This is a genomic window from Streptomyces sp. NPDC006140, assembly GCF_040628815.1.
GTDB lineage: Bacteria > Actinomycetota > Actinomycetes > Streptomycetales > Streptomycetaceae > Streptomyces.
This window is the reverse complement of record NZ_JBEXTS010000021.1, coordinates 20,033-38,378: the sequence shown is the minus strand read 5'-3', so window position 1 is coordinate 38,378 and position 18,346 is coordinate 20,033. Positions and strand designations below refer to the sequence as shown.

General features: G+C 71.4%; 14 protein-coding genes. 5 read left to right on the top strand and 9 right to left on the bottom strand.

Annotation, left to right across the window (positions count from 1 at the left end):
• Position 1: 1 nt before the first annotated feature.
• The 8 genes from ABZ386_RS36955 to ABZ386_RS36920 all read right to left on the bottom strand — a co-directional run bounded on the left by ABZ386_RS36955 (position 2) and on the right by ABZ386_RS36920 (position 11,054).
• Positions 2-1,552, bottom strand: coding sequence for a GMC family oxidoreductase N-terminal domain-containing protein (locus ABZ386_RS36955; protein ID WP_358967986.1), 1,551 nt, complete (start codon positions 1,550-1,552; stop codon positions 2-4).
• A 17-nt stretch (positions 1,553-1,569) separates the two neighbouring features.
• Positions 1,570-3,132, bottom strand: a complete 1,563-nt coding sequence (locus tag ABZ386_RS36950; RefSeq protein WP_351346924.1) for an amino acid permease — start codon at positions 3,130-3,132, stop codon at positions 1,570-1,572.
• A 40-nt stretch (positions 3,133-3,172) separates the two neighbouring features.
• Positions 3,173-4,639, bottom strand: coding sequence for an aldehyde dehydrogenase family protein (locus ABZ386_RS36945; protein ID WP_358967984.1), 1,467 nt, complete (start codon positions 4,637-4,639; stop codon positions 3,173-3,175).
• On the bottom strand, positions 4,620-5,762 hold the full coding sequence (locus ABZ386_RS36940) for an aromatic ring-hydroxylating dioxygenase subunit alpha (protein WP_358967981.1): 1,143 nt from the start codon (positions 5,760-5,762) through the stop codon (positions 4,620-4,622). Before ABZ386_RS36940 ends, ABZ386_RS36945 begins: the two co-directional genes overlap by 20 nt.
• Positions 5,763-5,775: 13 nt before the next feature.
• Positions 5,776-8,226: an FAD-dependent oxidoreductase gene (locus ABZ386_RS36935; protein WP_358967978.1), complete on the bottom strand. Its 2,451-nt coding sequence runs from the start codon at positions 8,224-8,226 to the stop codon at positions 5,776-5,778.
• 69 nt (positions 8,227-8,295) lie between these two features.
• The gene (locus ABZ386_RS36930) at positions 8,296-8,913 is read right to left on the bottom strand and encodes an MBL fold metallo-hydrolase (RefSeq protein ID WP_356505080.1); all 618 of its coding nucleotides are present in this window, start codon (positions 8,911-8,913) and stop codon (positions 8,296-8,298) included.
• A complete protein-coding gene (locus ABZ386_RS36925) occupies positions 8,910-9,995 on the bottom strand; it encodes an S-(hydroxymethyl)mycothiol dehydrogenase (protein ID WP_355718803.1) in 1,086 nt (361 codons plus the stop codon). The genes ABZ386_RS36930 and ABZ386_RS36925 overlap by 4 nt, the downstream gene beginning before the upstream one ends.
• Before the next feature lie 228 nt (positions 9,996-10,223).
• The gene (locus tag ABZ386_RS36920) at positions 10,224-11,054 is read right to left on the bottom strand and encodes an IclR family transcriptional regulator (protein ID WP_351346912.1); all 831 of its coding nucleotides are present in this window, start codon (positions 11,052-11,054) and stop codon (positions 10,224-10,226) included.
• A 315-nt stretch (positions 11,055-11,369) separates the two neighbouring features.
• On the opposite strand from ABZ386_RS36920, the gene ABZ386_RS36915 reads away from it, so the two are divergent.
• Together ABZ386_RS36915 and ABZ386_RS36910 are read left to right on the top strand one after the other, a co-directional pair.
• Positions 11,370-11,693 (top strand): bifunctional 3-phenylpropionate/cinnamic acid dioxygenase ferredoxin subunit, encoded by a 324-nt coding sequence (locus ABZ386_RS36915; RefSeq protein ID WP_351346910.1) that lies wholly within the window; start codon positions 11,370-11,372, stop codon positions 11,691-11,693.
• Between the two features lie 331 nt (positions 11,694-12,024).
• Entirely contained in the window at positions 12,025-13,215 is a 1,191-nt protein-coding gene (locus ABZ386_RS36910) for an FAD-dependent oxidoreductase (RefSeq protein ID WP_358967974.1), read from the top strand.
• A 216-nt stretch (positions 13,216-13,431) separates the two neighbouring features.
• Here ABZ386_RS36910 and ABZ386_RS36905 read toward each other — a convergent pair whose 3' ends face one another.
• The gene (locus ABZ386_RS36905) at positions 13,432-13,995 is read right to left on the bottom strand and encodes a hypothetical protein (protein WP_355718811.1); all 564 of its coding nucleotides are present in this window, start codon (positions 13,993-13,995) and stop codon (positions 13,432-13,434) included.
• Between the two features lie 420 nt (positions 13,996-14,415).
• On the opposite strand from ABZ386_RS36905, the gene ABZ386_RS36900 reads away from it, so the two are divergent.
• From ABZ386_RS36900 to ABZ386_RS36890, 3 genes are read left to right on the top strand one after another with little or no spacing between them, the layout of a single operon-like run.
• Positions 14,416-17,505, top strand: coding sequence for a nitrate- and nitrite sensing domain-containing protein (locus ABZ386_RS36900; protein WP_351346906.1), 3,090 nt, complete (start codon positions 14,416-14,418; stop codon positions 17,503-17,505).
• Positions 17,502-17,936 (top strand): roadblock/LC7 domain-containing protein, encoded by a 435-nt coding sequence (locus ABZ386_RS36895; RefSeq protein WP_114250845.1) that lies wholly within the window; start codon positions 17,502-17,504, stop codon positions 17,934-17,936. Before ABZ386_RS36900 ends, ABZ386_RS36895 begins: the two co-directional genes overlap by 4 nt.
• A gap of 9 nt (positions 17,937-17,945) precedes the next feature.
• The gene (locus tag ABZ386_RS36890) at positions 17,946-18,341 is read left to right on the top strand and encodes a DUF742 domain-containing protein (RefSeq protein WP_010046285.1); all 396 of its coding nucleotides are present in this window, start codon (positions 17,946-17,948) and stop codon (positions 18,339-18,341) included.
• Positions 18,342-18,346: the final 5 nt, after the last annotated feature.

Genomic DNA, 18,346 nt, shown 5'->3' with positions numbered 1-18,346 from the left:
GTCAGGCGTCCTCCCGCAGGAGATCCGCGCACTTCTCGCCGATCATCATCGTGGTGATGCACGGGTTGACGGTGACGAGATCCGGCATGACCGAACCGTCCGCGACCCGCAACCCCTGGACGCCCTTGACCCGCAACCGGGCGTCCAGGGGAGCGGACGGATCGTCGTCCGCGCCCATCTTCACCGTGCAGGACGGGTGGTACACCGTGTTGTGCGTCTTGTGGATGTAGTCGAGCAACTCGTCGTCCGTCCGCACCTCCGGCCCGGGCGCCAGCTCCGCTCCCGTCCAGCCGCTCAGCGCGGGCTGTTCCGCGATCCGGCGTGCCAGCCTCAGCCCGTACGTCATCACCCGCACATCGTGCTCGTGCGTGAAGTAGCGCGGGTCGACCCTCGGTTTGTCCCGGTAGTCCCGGGTCCGCAACCGCACCGTCCCCCGCGACCTGGCCCGCGTCACGTTGGGCGTGAGGCAGAACGCGTTCTCCGAGGTGGGGTAGCCGTGCCGGGCCGTGTTCATGTCGAACGGCACCGACCCGTAGTGGAACATCAGGTCCGGCCGGTCGAGCCCCGGCTCGGTGTCGTAGAAGATGCCCGCCTCCCACCACTGGCTGGACGTGGTGGTCATGGGCTGCCGGGCCTCCCACATGATCACGCCCTCGGGATGGTCCTGGAGGTTCTCGCCGACCCCCGGGGAGTCGACGACGACCTCCACGCCCACCTCGCGCAGGTGCCCGGCCGGCCCGATGCCCGACAGCATCAGCAGCTTCGGCGAGTCGATCGCCCCGCAGGACACGATCACCTCGCGGCGGGCCCGTACCGTCCGGGTGTGGATCAGATCCGGGTCGAGGTACTCGGCGCCCACGCAGCGCCGCCCGTCGAGGACCAGCCGCTTGGCGCGGACTCCCGTCCGCACCTCCAGGTTGGGCCGCTTGCCGAGAACCGGGTGCAGATAGGCGACCGAGGACGACTGGCGGATGTTGTTCTCGTCGGCGTTGATCTGGAACCAGTTGGCGCCCCTGACCACCGTCCGGCCCGTGTTGAAGGCGACCGTGGGGATGCCCGCCTGCGCGCACGCCTCCAGCAGGGCCGTGCCGCACGGGTCGTCGCTCTTCAGCGTGCGCAGCTTGACCGGGCCGGTGCGGCCGTGGTGGTCGCCGGGCGCGTCGTTGTTCTCCAGCCGCCGGTACAGCGGGAACAGGTCGGCCGCGCTCCAGCCCGCGCAGCCCGCGGCCGCCCAGTCGTCGAGGTCCTCGGCCGGCGCCCAGAAGGCGATGCAGGAGTTGTGGGAGGAACAGCCGCCGAGCACCTTCGCCCGGGCGTGGCGCATGAAGCTGTTGCCGCTGGCCTGGGGCTCGACCGGGTAGTCCCAGTCGTAGCCGGACTCCAGCAGGCCCATCCAGCGCTCCAGCCGCAGGACGTCGTCGTCGCCGACGTCGCTCGGGCCGGCCTCCAGGACGCACACCGTGACCGAGGGGTCCTCGGAGAGCCGGGCCGCCACCACGTTGCCCGCGGTGCCGCCGCCGACCACGACGTAGTCGAACTCATGCGTACTCATGGGTCCTCCTTCGGTCCTCAGTCGGCCGCCGGGGCGGTGACGGGAGGGGTGGCCGCGGCATCGGAGCGGTGCTCGGCGAGCACGCCGGTGCGGTGCCGCTGGACGAACCAGTAGTAGGCGAAGCCGCCGCCCGCGATGACCGCGACGAACAGCACCGCGCCCCAGCGCAGGTACCAGTGGTAGGGCTCCGTGGCGTTGTAGACGGCGGCCCGCGGCCAGATCAGGTTGAGCGTCATGGCCCCGCCCCACAGCACGGCCAGGATGTTGACCGGCAGGCCCCAGCGGCCCAGCGAGAACCGGCCCCCGTCCGCGGGCTGCCACTTCCCCCGCAGCCGGGCGACCAGCAGCGGCACCGTGACGCCCAGATAGGCGAGGTAGATCATGATGATGCCGATGCTGGTGACGACGGTGAAGATCTGCGGCTGGCGGATGTTGACCACCAGGATCGCCAGCGCGAGGATCCCGATGATCACGGTGGGCAGGACCGGCGTCTGGAACCGCGGGTGGCACTTGGCCAGCTTCGAGGAGGCGGGCAGGTTGTTGTCGCGGGCCATCGCGAACGCCAGCCGGACCGCCGCCGTGTGCACCGCCAGGGCGCACACCGTCACCGCGATCAACACGCACCACAGCATCGCCTTGCCGGCCGTCGGGCCGAGCACGTCGAGCACGATGTACTGCAGACCGTCCGTGGACAGCTTCTCGCCGTTCAGACTGGACACGCTCATCAACGCGAGCAACAGGATCAACCCGCCGAGGATGAAGGACGCGACGATCGCCCGGATGATCGCGCGCGGCGCGTTCCGGGTCGGGTCCAGGGACTCCTCGCCCAGCGAGGCGGCGGTGTCGAAGCCGTACATGACGTACGCCGAGGCCAGCGAGGCCACCAGGAAGGCGCCCAGGTAGCCGTTTCCGTATCCCGCGCCGGTGCCGTGCGTCTCCATGACGACCTGGGGACCCCGCGTGATGTGGACGGCGAACAGGACGATCAGTACGACAGTGGCGATCAACTCGATGAACACGCCCGCCGTGTTGATCCGCGCCATCAACTTGACGCCGAAGGCGTTCACCAGGGTGGTGAACAGGATCAACACCGCGGCCAGGATGACCGCGTTGGTCGCCACGTCGTACGTACCGGTGCCGTCCCCCACGAACTGGAAGAAAGACGAGATCTGCGGCAGCGTCAACTGGTAGGCCAGCGCCACGGCCGATATGGACACGATCGAGGCGATCAACATCATCCAGCCGGCGAGCCAGCCCAGATGCGGATTGCCTATCTTCTTCGACCAGTTGTAGACGGATCCGGCCACGGGATAGCGGGCGGCCAGCTCCGCGAAGCAGAGGGCGACCATGAACTGGCCCACGAAGACCATCGGCCACGACCACCAGTAGGCGGGGCCGCCGCTGCCGTAGCCGAAGTAGAACAGCTGGAAGGTGCCGGTCAGGATCGAGATGTAGCTGATCCCGGCGGCGAAGGTGTGGAAGTTGCCGAGGGTCCGTTTCAGTTCGGGTCTGTAGCCGAACTCGGTGAGTTCGGCGTCGTCCTGGCCGTGTGGGTCCGTGGACTGCGCGGGAGCTGTCATGGGCGGTTCCTCGATGCGTGTTCCGACAGGTCGGTTTCGGTCAGTCGAACCAACCCTGGGGGGTGGGACGGGTGTTGCGCCAGATGTGCTTCGTCTCGCGGTACTCGGCGAGCCCCGCGTGTCCCAGTTCGCGTCCGGAGCCGGACTGCTTGAAACCGCCCCACTCCGCCTGCGGGACGTAGGGGTGGTAGTCGTTGATCCAGACCGTGCCGAGCCGCAGCCCGGCCGCCACCCGCGCCGCGCGCGCCTCGTCGCTCGTCCACACGGCGCCGGCGAGGCCGTAGACCGTGTCGTTGGCGAGGCGTACGGCCTCCTCCTCGCTCGTGAACCGCTCGACGGTGAGGACCGGCCCGAACGACTCCTCCCGGACCACCGACATCCCCGCGGTGCACGCGTCCAGCACGGTGGGCAGGTAGTAGAAGCCGTCGGCCAGGTCCGGCCGGTCCGGGCGCGCCCCGCCGCAGCGCAGCACCGCGCCCTCCGCGAGGCCCCGCGCCACGTACGCCTCGACCTTGGCGCGGTGCGCCTCCGAGATCAGCGGCCCGGTCCGGGCCCGCTCGTCGAACGGCCCGCCCAGCCGGATCTCCCGCGCCCGCCGGACGACCTCGTCGACGAACCGGTCGTGCAGCGCGTCCTCGACGAGCAGCCGCGTACCTGCCGAGCACACCTGCCCCGAGTGCAGGAACACGGCCGTCAGCGCCATGTCGACGGCCGCCTCGAAACCGGCGTCCGCGAAGACGATGTTCGGGTTCTTGCCGCCGAGTTCGAGGGCCACCTTCTTCACCGTCCCGGCGGCGGCCGCCATCAGCCGGCGGCCGGTCTCCAGGCCGCCGGTGAACGAGACGAGGTCCACGTCCGGATGGTCGGCGAGCGGAGCGCCCGCCTCCGGACCGGCGCCGAGGACCAGATTTCCGGCGCCCGGCGGAAGCCCCGCCTCCGCCAGCAGCCGCACGAGGTGGATCGCGGTGTGCGGGGTCAGCTCGCTCGGTTTCAGCACGAAGGTGTTGCCGGCGGCGAGGGCCGGGGCGACTTTCCAGGCCGTCTGCAGGAGCGGGTAGTTCCAGGGCGTGATCAGACCGCACACACCGACCGGCTCGTGCACCACCCTGCTGTCGATGTCCTCCCTGCCGGTGTCCACGACCCGGCCGGTCTCGTTCGCCACGAGCCGCCCGAAGTAGCGGAAGCAGTTCGCGACGTCGTCGATGTCGTACGCGCTCTCCACGAGCCGCTTGCCCGTGTCCAGGGACTCGGCGCGGGCGAGGGCCTCCTTGTCGCGTTGGAGCAGCTCCGCGACGCGCAGCAGCAGATCGCCGCGTTCGGAGGCCGGGGTCCGGGGCCAGGGCCCTGCGTCGAAGGCCCGGCGGGCCGCGGTGATGGCCTCCGCCGTGTCCTCGCCGCCCGCCTCGTCCACGACCCCGACCAGGGATCCGTCGGCCGGGCAGCGGATCTCCCGGGTGTGTTGGTCGACCGCCCCCCGCCACTCGCCGTCAATGAACAGGTCCGGCATGCGCGCCTCCCAGCCGCTCGACCAGCCACTCGTGGAAGATCCCGATGTGGTGCTCGTTGGGGACCAGCACACCGCCCTTGCGGTACGCCCGGGAAGACATCGCCGGCTGCGTCCGTTCACAGGCGTCGAAATCCTGGACGTTCACCCTGTGAAAGAGCTCCACCGACCTCGACACGTCCGCCCCCGACGCCACCACCTCCGGGGCGTACAGCCAGTCGCACTCGACGACCGTGCGGTCCTCGGCGAGCGGGAACATGCGGTGCAGGATGACGTGGTCCGGGACGAGGTTGACGAACACCGTCGGCTTGACCGTGATGGCGTAGTAGCGGCGGTCCTGGTCGGCGCTCACCTCGGGGAGCTTGCCGAAGCCCTCGCCGCCGTCGACCGTGAAGCCCTTGACGTCGGCGCCGAACTCGGCGCCGTGGCCCACGTAGTACTGGGCCGCGTAGCCGTCGGCGAACTCCGGGAGCACCTCGGTCAGTTCGGGGTGGATCGTCGCGCAGTGGTAGCACTCCATGAAGTTCTCGACGATCAGCTTCCAGTTCGCCTTCACGTCGTAGGTGATGCGTTTGCCGAGCGCGAGGTTCTCCGTGCCGTAGTGCTCGATCGCGGCGACGTCACCGAGGCGCTCCACGGCGGCGTGCACGACCGTGTCCTCGAAGGAGGGCGGTTCGTCCGCCAGGCACACCCAGGCGTAGCCGAGCCACTCGCGCAGAGAGACCTTGATCAATCCGTACGCGACCCGATCGACGTCGGGCATCTTGATCAAGTTGGGTGCGGCGATCAACTTGCCGTCGAGGTCGTACGTCCAAGCGTGGTACGGACACTGGAGCGTGCGGCGCGTCTCGCCCGACTCCTCCAGGCAGAGCCGGGCCCCGCGGTGGCGGCAGACGTTGAGGAAGGCGCGGAGTTCGCCCTGGCGGTTGCGGGTGATGATGACGTTCTCGCGGCCGACCTGGACGGTGCGGAAGACGCCCGGCCGGTCCAGGTCGGAGCTGCGGACCGCGCAGAACCACAGCGACTCGAAGACGCGCTCCTGCTCCTGCCGGAAGACGTCCGGGTCGGTGTAGTAGTGCCCGGGGAGGGTGGCGATCAGGCTCGGAGTGATCGGGGTCGTCGTCACGAGGGAACGCCTCCTACCGGCGGATACGGGTCATCTTCGGGTCGAACAGCGGCTCGTCGGCGACGGTGGCCGGGACCTTCTCGCCGAAGTACTCGATGTGCACGCCCGTGCCGGTGGCGAGCCCGGCGGGCAGCCAGGCGTAGGCGACGCAGCGGCCGAGCGTGTAGCCGTACGACGCGCTGGTGACGTAGCCGGCGGGGGCGCCGTCGACGTACACCGGCTCCTTGCCGAGGACGACGGCGGCGGGGTCGTCGAGGAGCAGGGGCGTGAGGCGGCGCGTGGGCTCCGGGCGGTCCCGCAGGGCGGCCCGCCCGACGAAGTCCTCCTTGTCCATCCGCACGGCGAAGCCGACGCCCGCCTCGAACGGGTCGTGTTCGTCGGTCATGTCGACGCCCCAGGCGCGGTAGCCCTTCTCCAGGCGCAGGGAGTTGAACGCGGAGCGGCCGGCCGCGATCACCCCGAGCTCCCGGCCGGCCTCCCACAGCGTGTCCCAGAGCCGGAGCCCCAGGTCGGCGGTGGTGTACAGCTCCCAGCCCAGCTCACCGACGTAGCTCAGCCGCAGGGCGGTCACCGGGACGTGCCCGATGTACGTCTCCTTCGCGCGGAAGTAGCCGAAGGCCTCGTGCGAGAAGTCGTCGGGGCTGAGCGGCTGGACGAGATCGCGGGCGAGCGGGCCCCAGACCCCGACGCAGCAGGTCCCGGAGGTGATGTCCCGGATGTGGACGTCGGCGGGCGCGTGGCGCAGCAGCCGGTCGAGGTCGGCGGGGGAGTTGGCACCGACCTGGAAGCGGTCGGGGGCGAGGCGGGCCACGGTCAGGTCCGAGCGGATGCCACCCGACTCGTCGAGAAGCAGCGTGTAGGTGACCGCTCCCGGCTTCTTGCGGAGGTTGTTGCTGGTCATGCGGTCGAGGAAGCCGAGGGCGCCGGGGCCGGTCACCTCCAGGCGGCGCAGGGGCGTCATGTCGTACAGGGCGACCTTCTCGCGGGTCGCCTTCGCCTCGGCCGCCGCGACGGGTGACCAGTGGCGGGCCGCCCAGGCGTCCCGCTCGGGGAGAGGCCCGAGCGCGTCCACGAGAGGGGCGTTCGCCTCGTACCAGTGCGGGCGCTCCCAGCCGCCGCCCTCCAGGAAGTACGCCCCGAGCTGCTGCTGCCGGGCGTGGAAGGGGCTGACCCGGAGCGGACGCGGCTCCTCCATCGGCTGGAGCGGATGGATGACGTCGTACACCTCGATGAACTGCCGCGCCCCGCGCTGAAGGACGTACGACGGTGAACGCTGCGCCTCCTCGAAGCGCGTGAGGTCGCACTCGTGCAGGTCGAGCGAGGGCCGCCCGTCCACCATCCACTCGGCGACGGCCTTGGCGACACCGGCGGAGTGCGTGACCCAGACGGCCTCGGCCAGCCAGAACCCGCGCAGCGTCCGCGACTCGCCGAGGACCGGCATGCCGTCCGGGGTGAAGGAGAAGACGCCGTTGAAGCCCGACTCGATCTCGCTGTCGCGCAGGGCGGGCATCAGGCGTCGGCAGTCCGCCCAGCTGGGGGCCCAGTCCTCCTCGGTGAAGGGGTAGGAGGACGGCATGTCCATGTTCCGGGAGCGGGCCTCGTCGTACGGGAGGACCGCGAACGGGTCGACGGGCAGGGGCCGGTGGGCGTAGGAGCCGATGCCGATGCGGTCGGTGTGCTCACGGAAGTACAGGTCGCGGTCCTGGAAGCGGAGGATCGGCTTCGAAGCCTCCGCGGTGGCACCGCTCAGCTCGGGGAGCGGCCCGGTCCTGGCGTACTGGTGGGCGAGCGGTTGCAGCGGCACGTCGACTCCGGCCATGCGGCCGATGACCGGGCCCCAGAAACCGGCGGCCGAGACGACGTGGTCGGCCGGGAAGGTTCCCCGGTCGGTCACGACGGCGGTGACCCGGCCGTCGTCCCGTTCGATGCCGGTGACTGTGTGCCGGTCCAGGAAGCGGGCGCCCCGCGCGGTGGCCCGGGCCAGCTGCGCCCGGGCGGCGAGAAGCGCGCGGGCCAGGCCGTCGTCCGGGGTGTGGAAGCCGCCGAGGACGATCGACTCGTCGATCAGGGGCCACAGTTCCTTGCAGCGGGTGGCGCTGACGACCTCGCCGCGCACGCCCCAGGAGGCGGCGTAGCCGGCCCTGCGGTGGAGTTCGGCGAGGCGCTCCGGGGTGGTGGCCAGCTCCAGGCCGCCGACTCGCTGGAAGCAGGAGACGCCGTCGACGTCGAGGGAGCCGAACTTCTCGACCGTGTAGCGGGCGAGGGCGGTGAGGGTCTTCGACGGGCTGGTCTGGAAGACGAGGCCGGGCGCGTGCGAGGTGGAGCCGCCGGGCGCGGGCAGGGGCCCCTGTTCGAGGACGGTGACGTCGGTCCAGCCGCGGGCCGTCAGCTCGTCGGCGAGGGAACAGCCGACGATGCCGGCGCCGACGACGACCACGCGGGGGATTTCGGGTGTGCTGGACATGCCCCTCCTTGCCGGGACGGGATGAACGCGCTGGGGCTGGGTGTTTGTCGGGAGGCAGCTTTGTGCGGCTCAGGGCGCCGGCACGTTCCGGCGCTCCGCCGCGATCGTGGTGTCCGGGCCGTGCCCGGTGTGGACGGTGGTGGCGCCGGGCAGGGTGAGCAGCCGGTTGCGCAGCGACGCCTCGATCGTCGGACGGTCCGAGTAGGAGCGGCCGGTGGCGCCCGGGCCGCCGTGGAACAGGGTGTCGCCGGTGAGGACGACGTCGAGGAAGGGGGCGTGGAGGGAGCAGCTGCCCCAGGTGTGGCCGGGGGTGTGGATGACCCGGAGTTCGATCCCGGCGACGGCGAGGACCTGGCCGTCGACGAGGTCGCCGTCGGGCTTGCGGTGGGGGTGCGTGCGGGACCACAGCTCGCGGTCGTCGGGGTGCAGCAGGACCGGCGCGCCGGTCAGGGCCGACAACTCGGGCGCCGCGTCGATGTGGTCGTCGTGGGCGTGCGTGCACACGATCGCGGTGACCCGGCGGCCCGCGACGGCCTCGTGGATCGCACGGGCGTCGTGCGCGGCGTCGACGACCAGCACCTCCTCGTCGTCACCGACGAGCCAGACGTTGTTGTCGACGTCGAACGTCTCGCCGTCGAGGCTGAACGTGCCCGAGGTGACGACGCGCCGCACCCGCACGGCGCTCACAGGACGACCACCGAGCGCAGCACCTCACCCCGGTGCATCTTCGCGAACGCCGCTTCCACCTGGTCCAGCGCGATCGTCTCGCTGACGAACGCGTTCAGGTCCAGCAGCCCGTACAGGTACTGGTCGATCAGGAACGGGAAGTCGCGGCTCGGCAGGCAGTCGCCGTACCAGGACGACTTGATCGCACCGCCCCGCGAGAACACGTCGATCAGCGGCAGTTCGAGCTTCATCTCGGGTGAGGGCACGCCGACCTGGACCAGCAGACCCGCGTGGTCGCGCATGTAGAAGGCCTGCCGGAAGGTCTCGGGGCGGCCTACGGCGTCGATGGCGATGTCGACGCCGAAGCCGCCGGTGAGCTCCCGCACCGCCTCGATCGGGTCCGTGCCCCGCGAGTTGACGGTGTGCGTCGCGCCGAACTTCTCCGCCTGGTCGAGTTTCCTGTCGTCGATGTCCACGGCGATGACCTTCATGGCGCCGTTGAGGCAGGCGCCCGCGATCGCCGCGTTGCCGACTCCGCCGCAGCCGATGACGGCGACCGAGTCACCCCGGCCGACGTTGCCGGTGTTGACGGCGGCGCCGTAGCCGGCCATCACGCCACAGCCGATGAGGCCCGCCGCCTCCGGCCGGGCGGCCGGGTCGATCTTCACGGCCTGCCCCGCCGCCACCAGGGTCTTCTCGGCGAAGGCGCCGATCCCGAGGGCGTTGCTGAGCGGTGTTCCGTCCAGCAGGGTCATCGGCTGGGCGGCGTTGCGGGAGTCGAAGCAGTACCAGGGGCGGCCACGGCGACAGGAACGGCAACTGCCGCACGGGGCACGCCAGGCGAGCACCACGTAGTCGCCGGGTTTCAGCTCGGTGACACCCTCGCCGACCGCCTCGATCGTGCCGGCCGCCTCATGGCCCAGCAGGAACGGGAAGTCGTCGTTGATCGCGCCCTCCCGGTAGTGCAGATCCGTGTGGCAGACCCCGCAGGCCTGCACGGTGACGAGGACCTCTCCCGGCCCGGGGTCGGGAACCACGATCGTCCGCACCTCGACGGGTGCGCCCTTCTCGACAGCGACTACGGCTCGGACCTCATGTGGCACGACCTAGCTCCTCTGCTGTTGCGCAATGCACGATGGGTTGCGCGATGGGGAACATAGTGGGAACGCCATCGAGGGGCCGTCAAGAGGTGCGGGTCATGGTTCGCGTCAACCCTTGGAAAACAGCACGGGACGGGCGAAACCCGCCGGACACACAACAGCGCGGGACCAGGCGTTTCGCCTGGTCCCGCGCTGTGTGCCCTACGCTCTCGGCGCCCTGCCCGCGCTACGTCAGAAGCCGTAGCCCATACGGCGGGACAGCTCGGCCGCCGCCGCCTCGGTGCGCTTCGCCACCTCCGGCAGCCGTTCCGGACTCAGCCGGTACACCGGTCCCGAGACGCTGAGCGAGGCGATGACCTTGCCGTCGTGCGCGCGGACGGGCGACGCCGCTGCCGCCAGCCCGATCTCCAGCTCCTCGACCGTGATCGCGTACCCCTGGCGCACCACGGTGTCCAACTCGCCGCGCAGCATGGACGCGACCGTGACCGTGCGCTCCGTGAAGCGGTGCAGCGGGCGCGCCAGCAGGCCCTCGCGCAGGGTGGGCGGCATGTGGGCGAGCAGCACCTTGCCGCTGGACGTGGCGTGCAGCGGGGTGCGGCGGCCGAGCCAGTTCTGCGCGGTGACGGAGGCGGTGCCTCTGGCCTGCATGATGTTGACCGCCGCGTCGTCGTCCAGGACCGCGATGTTGACCGTCTCGCCCAGCTCGTCGGCGAGTTCCCGGCACACCGGGACACCCTCCTGGGACACGTCCAGCCGCACTGCCGCCGCCCCCGCGAGGCGTAGTACGCCGGCGCCCAGGTAGTACTTGCCGCGGTCCTTCGCCTGGGCCACCAGGCCGCGGTTCTCCAGCACGCCGAGCAGCCGGAACGCCGTGGACTTGTGCACGTCCAGCTCGTCCGCGATCTCGGTGACGCCCGCCTCGCCGTGCCGGGCGAGGATCTCCAGGACGCTCACGGCCCGGTCCACCGACTGGACGGCACTCGCCGCGCCTCTGCCGCCCTGCTTCGCCGTGCTCTCCGTTCGGTTCTCGTCGCGGTCGGACTGCTTCTCCGTGCCGGTCATGGCTGAACTCTCACCACCTGTCGGCCCTGTTTGGGCCGCATCTGCGGGAAACCCTTGACGCGACGGTCGTCCCGCCCGGATTCTGTTGCGCATAGCGCTTGCTCATGCGCCATGTGAAACATCATGTTACCGAAGCGTCCGGATCTCGGAAGGGGACGAACTCCCGGTGGGAGACTCGTCCCGATCGCGGGACCGGACCCATGTGCACCAACACCTTTCCGTGCCCGGACCCGCCCCGGTCCGGCACTCCCTGAACTGCCTACAGTCTGGCCGAACGGCTCCGGGCCATGCGTCCCGGACCGAGAGGGGGGGCCCGTGATTCCCGTCTGCCGCCTCGAAGACCTCCCCAAGGGCGAGTCCATCCGCATCGAGACGACACCGCCCGTCGCCGTGTTCCACACCGACGACGGCGAACTCCACGCCATCGACGACACCTGCACCCACCAGGACGCCTCCCTCTCGGAGGGCTGGCTGGAGGGCTGCCTGGTCGAATGCCCGCTGCACGCCGCCTCCTTCGACCTGCGCACGGGCCTGCCGACGTGCCTCCCGGCCCGCCGCCCCGTCCGCACCCACCGCGTCACCGTCGACGGCGGCGTCATCCACGTCCACCTCGCGGCGGAGGAGGGGACGGCGGCGTGACGGGGCAGGACCGGGGGGCGGCTGGGGGTGCGACCGGCCTCGGCGCCGGGGGTGCCTGCGGGCGGCGTACCGAGACGCGCCCGGCGGGCTCGCCGGACGGTGAGCGGGGGCGGCGCCGCCCTGCCATCACGCCAGACGGCGAGCGGGGGCGCCGCCGCCCTGGCGTCAGGCTGGACGCTCCTGGAGCGCGGACTGCGACCGGCGCGGCCGGCAGTGGTCCGGGCGTGGGGAGGAGGCGTCGCCGCCCTGGCGTCAGGCTGGACGCTCCTGGAGGGCTGACTCCGACCGGCGCGGCCGGCAGTGGTCCAGGCGCCGGAAGGAGGTACGCCGCATGCGAACCGTGACCATCGTCGGAGCCTCGCTCGCCGGCGTGTACGCCGCCCGGGAACTGCGCGCCCAGGGCTACGACGGGCGACTGGTGATCGTCGGCGACGAACTCCACCATCCCTACGACCGGCCTCCTCTCTCCAAGGACTTCCTCACCGGCCGCGCCGACGAGACCCAACTCGCCCTCACCGACGCCGAGGAGACCGCCGAACTCGGCGCCGAGTGGCTCCTCGGCGTCCGTGCCCGGGCGCTCGACGCCCGAGGCCGCACCGTCCTGCTGGACGACGGCCGTACCGTCTCCACCGACGGCGTCGTCATCGCCACGGGTGCCTCGGCCCGCCGTCTCCCCGGCGACAGCCTCGCCGGAGTCCACACACTCCGCACCCTCGACGACGCCCTCGCCCTGCGCGAGGAACTCAGCCGTGGCCCGCGCCGCGTCGTCGTCATCGGCGGCGGCTTCATCGGCGCCGAGACCGCCTCGTCCTGCTCCTCCCTCGGTCACTCCATCACCGTCGTCGAGGCCGCCCCGCTCCCGCTCGTGCCCCAACTCGGCGCCGACATGGCGGCCGTGTGCGCCGCACTGCACCGCCGCGGCGGCGTGGACCTCGTCACCGGCACCGGTGTGACCGGCCTGCGGGGCACCGCCACCGTCACCGGCGTGGACCTCACCGACGGACGCACCCTCCCCGCCGACACCGTGATCGTCGGAATCGGTGCCGTCCCCAACACGGCCTGGCTGGTCGGATCCGCCCTGGCCCTGCGGGACGGCGTCCTGTGCGACGACGGGTGTGTGACGACCCTGCCGCAGGTGGTCGCCGTCGGCGACGTCGCCTGCGTCGGCGGCCACCGCGCCGAGCACTGGACGTCAGCCACCCAGCAGCCCCGCGTCGCCGTGACGAACCTGCTCGCCGGACACACCGTCAAGACCGCCGACGCGGTGCCCTACTTCTGGTCCGACCAGTACGGCGCACGCATCCAGTTCGCCGGCCGGCGCCGGGACGGCGACACCGTCCGCATCGCCGAGGGCGAGCTCTCCGACGGCGCACCGTCCGAGGGAGGCTTCCTCGCCCGCTACGAGCGCGACGGCCGTACGACCGCCGTGCTCGCCGTGGACCGCCCGCGTCCCTTCATGCGGGCCAGACGCGAACTCGCCAGGGACGCCGGGGAGGAACGGGTGCGGTCCGTCATCCCGTGAGCGGGGACGGGCTCCGGGATCCGCTGAGCGTCGGTCGCGGCCCGGGGCCCTGCCAGACCCTTCGGTCGCAACCTCTGCACCAGCGGCGCACCTTCTAGGCACACCTTCTATACGAGGGCCGCGCCCGCCGCACCTGCCTTACGAGCACCACCTTCTGCCCGAGCACCGAACCTGCCGTACGAGCACCGAATCTGCCGTACGCGCGCCGAACTCCCCTTACGAGTGGGACAACTGCCCGGCCCCACCCCGCCGGCGTATCCGCTCCTGGGCGCGTTCCGCCGAACGTGCCTGACGCCGGGCCCGGCGCCGCTCGCGGCGCAGGGCCCGTGCCGTGCTGCTCGGCATGGACACCACTCCGTTGCGCTGGTTCCAGACCTGACGCGTCACCCACACGTCGAGTGCCCCCCACGTGGCCGCGATCGTGCTGACCACACTGCTGATCACCATGGGGAACGCCAGCCAGGACCCGGCCATCGTGCACAGGAAGGCCACCATCGCCTGAATCAGCGTCACGGCGATGAGCAGGACCGCCCGCACAGCCGCCGTGCGCACCGGATCCGGCAACCGGCGCCGCCGCGCCGGCTCCTCGACCCACAAGGGCCGGTAGTGCTGCTGCTCGCGTATGCCTCGGCCCACCTCGGGGGCCAGGACGTCCGCCTCGCGAGCCCTTGCCTCTGCCTCGGCAGCCGGAATGCCGTGATCAGCCGCCTCGGGATCCCGATGCCCTGTCACCTGCGCCCCGCCAGCCCTGGGCGCCCCGCGCCGCTCCGCCGTGCCCATCAATGTGTCACTCCCCACCGCCAGCAGACCGCTCGCCCGCATCCGAAGACCCGTGCTCCCCAGTGGCTGCCCGGCTTGCGCTGTTTTACGCCGCCCGGGTTCGGGATGCGGCTCCTGTGGCCGATTCCGCCCCCATTTCCCGTAGTGAAGGACGAACGACCCGCCACGAAGATTCCCGGAAACCGAAAAATTTCAGCCAACCGCCCTGGCCGACCACGGGGATTGGCCCGTACGCTCACCATCGGTTTCGGGGAGACAACTCCTGCAATGCCCGGACAACTCCCCACACCTCGTGGCTGGCGCGGAAGTTCAGCCTCCGGACCGGTCTTCGAGTTCCCTGTGCGTCGGTAGTAGGCTCGCGCCGTTTGTTGACGCACATGTGTACCCCCGGTAGACCGGGGGCCCGAGCTGGGGGAGGCCATGCGCTTTCGCGGGAAGTCCATCCGCCGGAAGATCGTGGCGCTGCTTCTCGTGCCGCTGGTGTCCCTGACCGCGATCTGGGCCTTCGCCACCGTGCTCACGGGACGCGAGGCGAGCGACCTGTTCAACGTGTCGTCCGTGGTGGAGAAGATCGGCTACCCCGTCGAGGACACCGTCCGCGTTCTCCAGGAGGAACGCCGCCAGACCCTCGTCTACCTCGCCGACCCCCGTGCCTCCGACGGGCTCGCCGCGCTGCGGCGCAGCCGGACCGCCACCGACGAGGCCGTCGGCAGCATCCGCGAGAACGCCGAGAACCCGGACGTGCGCGACGCGATGGGCCAGGACACCGACGAGCGGCTCACCGCGGTCCTGGACGCCTTCGAAGGCATCGAGTCGCTCCGCCGCAGTGTCGAGGACGGCACCGTCAACCGCTCCCAGGCTCTCGACCTCTACAACCGTCTGGTCGACCCGTGCTACGTCCTGCTGGCCAACCTGCACGTGGTCGACAACGTGGAGCTGGACAAGCAGTACCGCGCGCTGGTCAACCTCGCCCGCGCCCGTGAACTCCTCTCCCGCGAGGACGCGCTCCTCGGCTCCGCCCTGATCGTCGGCAGGATCTCCCACGCCGAAGAGCGCGAGATCTCCGACCTCGTGGCGCAGCGCACCCTGATGTACGACGTCAACCTGCAGCTGCTGCCTGTCGCCGAGCGTGACCGCTACGAGAGCTTCTGGAAGAACGCCTCCTCCGCACCGCTGCGCGTGGCCGAGGAAGCGGCCCTCGACTCCGGAGCCGGAACACCCCGCGGCGTCACCGCGAAGAGCTGGGACAGCGCCGCCGGCAACGTCCTCGACGAACTCGGCACCCTCAACGACCAGGCCAACGACCGCTACCAGGACCGCGTCCACCCGGTGGCCATCGGCGTCATCGCCAAGGCGGTCATCGCCGGCGCCCTCGGCCTGATCGCACTGCTGCTCTCCCTCTTCCTGTCCGTACGCGTCGGCCGCACCCTCATCCGCGACCTGCGGCAGCTGCGACTGGAGGCCCACGAGGCGTCCGGAGTACGACTGCCCAGCGTGATGCGCCGCCTGTCCGCGGGCGAGCAGGTCGACGTCGAGACCGAGGTCCCGCGCCTGGAGTACGACAAGAACGAGATGGGCGAGGTCGGCCAGGCCCTCAACACCCTCCAGCGCGCCGCCGTCGAAGCCGCCGTCAAACAGGCCGAACTGCGCGCCGGTGTCTCCGAGGTCTTCGTGAACCTCGCGCGCCGCAGCCAGGTCCTGCTCCACAAGCAGCTCACCCTGCTCGACGCCATGGAGCGCAGGACCGAGGACACCGAGGAACTCGCCGACCTGTTCCGCCTCGACCACCTGACCACCCGCATGCGCCGGCACGCCGAGGGCCTGGTGATCCTCTCCGGCGCCGCTCCCTCCCGCCAGTGGCGCAAGCCCGTCCAGCTCATGGACGTCGTACGCGCCGCCGTCGCCGAGGTCGAGGACTACGAGCGCATCGAGGTCCGCCGTCTTCCGCGTATCGCCGTCACCGGCCCGGCCGTCGCCGACCTCACCCACCTCGTGGCCGAACTCCTGGAGAACGCCACCGTCTTCTCCCCGCCGCACACCGCCGTCCAGGTCCTGGGCGAGCGGGTCGCCAACGGCTTCACGCTCGAGATCCACGACCGCGGCCTCGGCATGGCCGCCGAAGCGCTGCTGGACGCCAACCTCCGGCTCGCCGAGACGCCGGAGTTCGAACTGTCCGACACCGACCGGCTCGGCCTGTTCGTGGTCAGCCGTCTCGCCCAGCGGCAGAACGTCCGGGTCTCCCTGCAGCCCTCCCCGTACGGCGGCACGACCGCCGTCGTCTTCATCCCCGACGCGCTGCTGACGGACGACGTCCCGGACACCAACGGCTTGGGCTTCCGGCTCGACCGGCCCCAGCTGGCCAAGGAGAGCGAACCCAAGGACACCCGCCGCGCCGCACTGTCCCAGGCGCCCGCACGGACCGGCCTGCCGGCCTCCCTCCTGGACGGACCGGTCGAGCTCGAGGCCCCCGTCGATCTCGACGCCGTCGACGGCTTCCCCGGTGCCATCGAGGACGAGGACAGCGAACACGGCGGCCTCTTCCGCCCGCGCCACTCCCTCACCCGCGCCCCGAACGAGACGGCGGGCCGCCGTACCGACCCGCACCAGCAGACCGCCGACTCCCGCAGCGCACGGGACCGCACGGACACGGACGGCGAGCTGAGCGCCCCGGTCCCGCTGTCCCGCCGCCACACCCCCAAGCTGGTCAGCTCGCACGGGCGTCCCGTCACCGAGCAGCGCCCCCGGCGGGGCAAGACCGAGGAGGAGACCGCGGGCACCGGCCGAGCGGACTCGGGGGCCACACCCTCGCTCCCGTCCCGCCGCCGGGGTGAGGAGTCCGCGAGCGGTCGCGACACCGGACGGACCGGGCCCGAGCCCGCGCTTCCGGTGCGCCGCCGCACAGAGGGCTCGCCGTCCGGCAGCGAGTCGCAGCCGGACGCACCGCCGCCCCTGCCGGCCCGTCGCCGGGGGACGGACTCCGCTCGCCGGGGCATCGGCGCGGCCGGCCGGAACGAGGAACCCACCGAAGCCCCTGCCTCGTCCGGCAGCGGCTTCGGTGACCGGTCGGAGCCGTCCTCCCTGCCCCGGCGGACACGCCGCGCGGAGATCGCCTCGAGCGGCCCGGACGCACCCGACCGCCTCTCCGGCACCCCGGCGGAGACGCCCGGCGCGCCCATGCGCCCCAGGACCGGCTCCGGAGCCGCGCCCCAGGAGACCGGCGCGGCAGGACGGGGGGACGACCCCCGCTCCGCACCCCAGACGCCTCGCTCCGGCACCGCGCCGCTGCCCCGGCGCGTCCGGCAGGCCAACCTGGCCCCGCAGCTGAAACGGGGCCCCGAGCCCCGTACGGAGGCCAGGGCCGAGCCCGCCGAACGCGACGCCGAGGAAGTACGCAGCCGAATGGCCTCGCTCCAGCGCGGCTGGCAGCGCGGCCGCGAGGAGAACGCCGCGGGCGATGCCGCCCACAGCGGCGCAGCACGACAAGGAACGACAGAGGGGGACGGTCGATGACCGCACCGAAGGCGACCGGCCACACCGCGAACAGCAAGGGGGAGCTGAACTGGCTCCTCGACGATCTCGTGGACCGCGTCGCGAGCATCCGCAAGGCCCTCGTGCTCTCCGGCGACGGGTTGCCGACAGGGTTCTCCAAGGACCTGACCAGGGAGGACAGCGAGCACCTCGCCGCCGTCGCCTCCGGGTTCCACAGCCTCGCCAAGGGCGTGGGACGCCACTTCGAGGCCGGCAACGTCCGCCAGACGGTCGTCGAGCTCGACGACGCCTTCCTGTTCGTGACGGCCGCCGGCGACGGCAGCTGCCTCGCCGTCCTCTCGGACGCCGACTCGGACGTCGGCCAGGTCGCCTACGAGATGACACTCCTCGTGAAGCGGGTGGGTGTGCATCTGGGCGCCGCTCCGCGCACCGATCTGCCCGCAGGCGGGTAGTGGGATGACATGAGCGCTGACGGTCAGGGAAGAAGCCACTGGTTCGACGACGAGGCCGGACCGGTCGTCCGTCCGTACGCCATGACGCGCGGCCGCACCAGCAGCCAGGGCCAGCACCGCCTGGACCTGATCGCGGTCGTGGTCACGGAACCGCACGCGGACGACCCGGAGGCCGACCACATGCTCTCCCCGGAGCACGTGGACATCGTCGAACTGTGCCGTGACGTCCCGCAGTCGGTCGCCGAACTCGCAGCGGAACTCGACCTGCCGATCGGGGTGGTACGGGTCCTTGTCGGAGATCTCGTGGACGCGGAATTCGTCCATGTGAACCGGCCCGTACCCCCGGCCGAACTGCCGGACGAGAGTATTCTGCGCGACGTGATCAACGGCCTCCGGGCGCTGTGAACAGC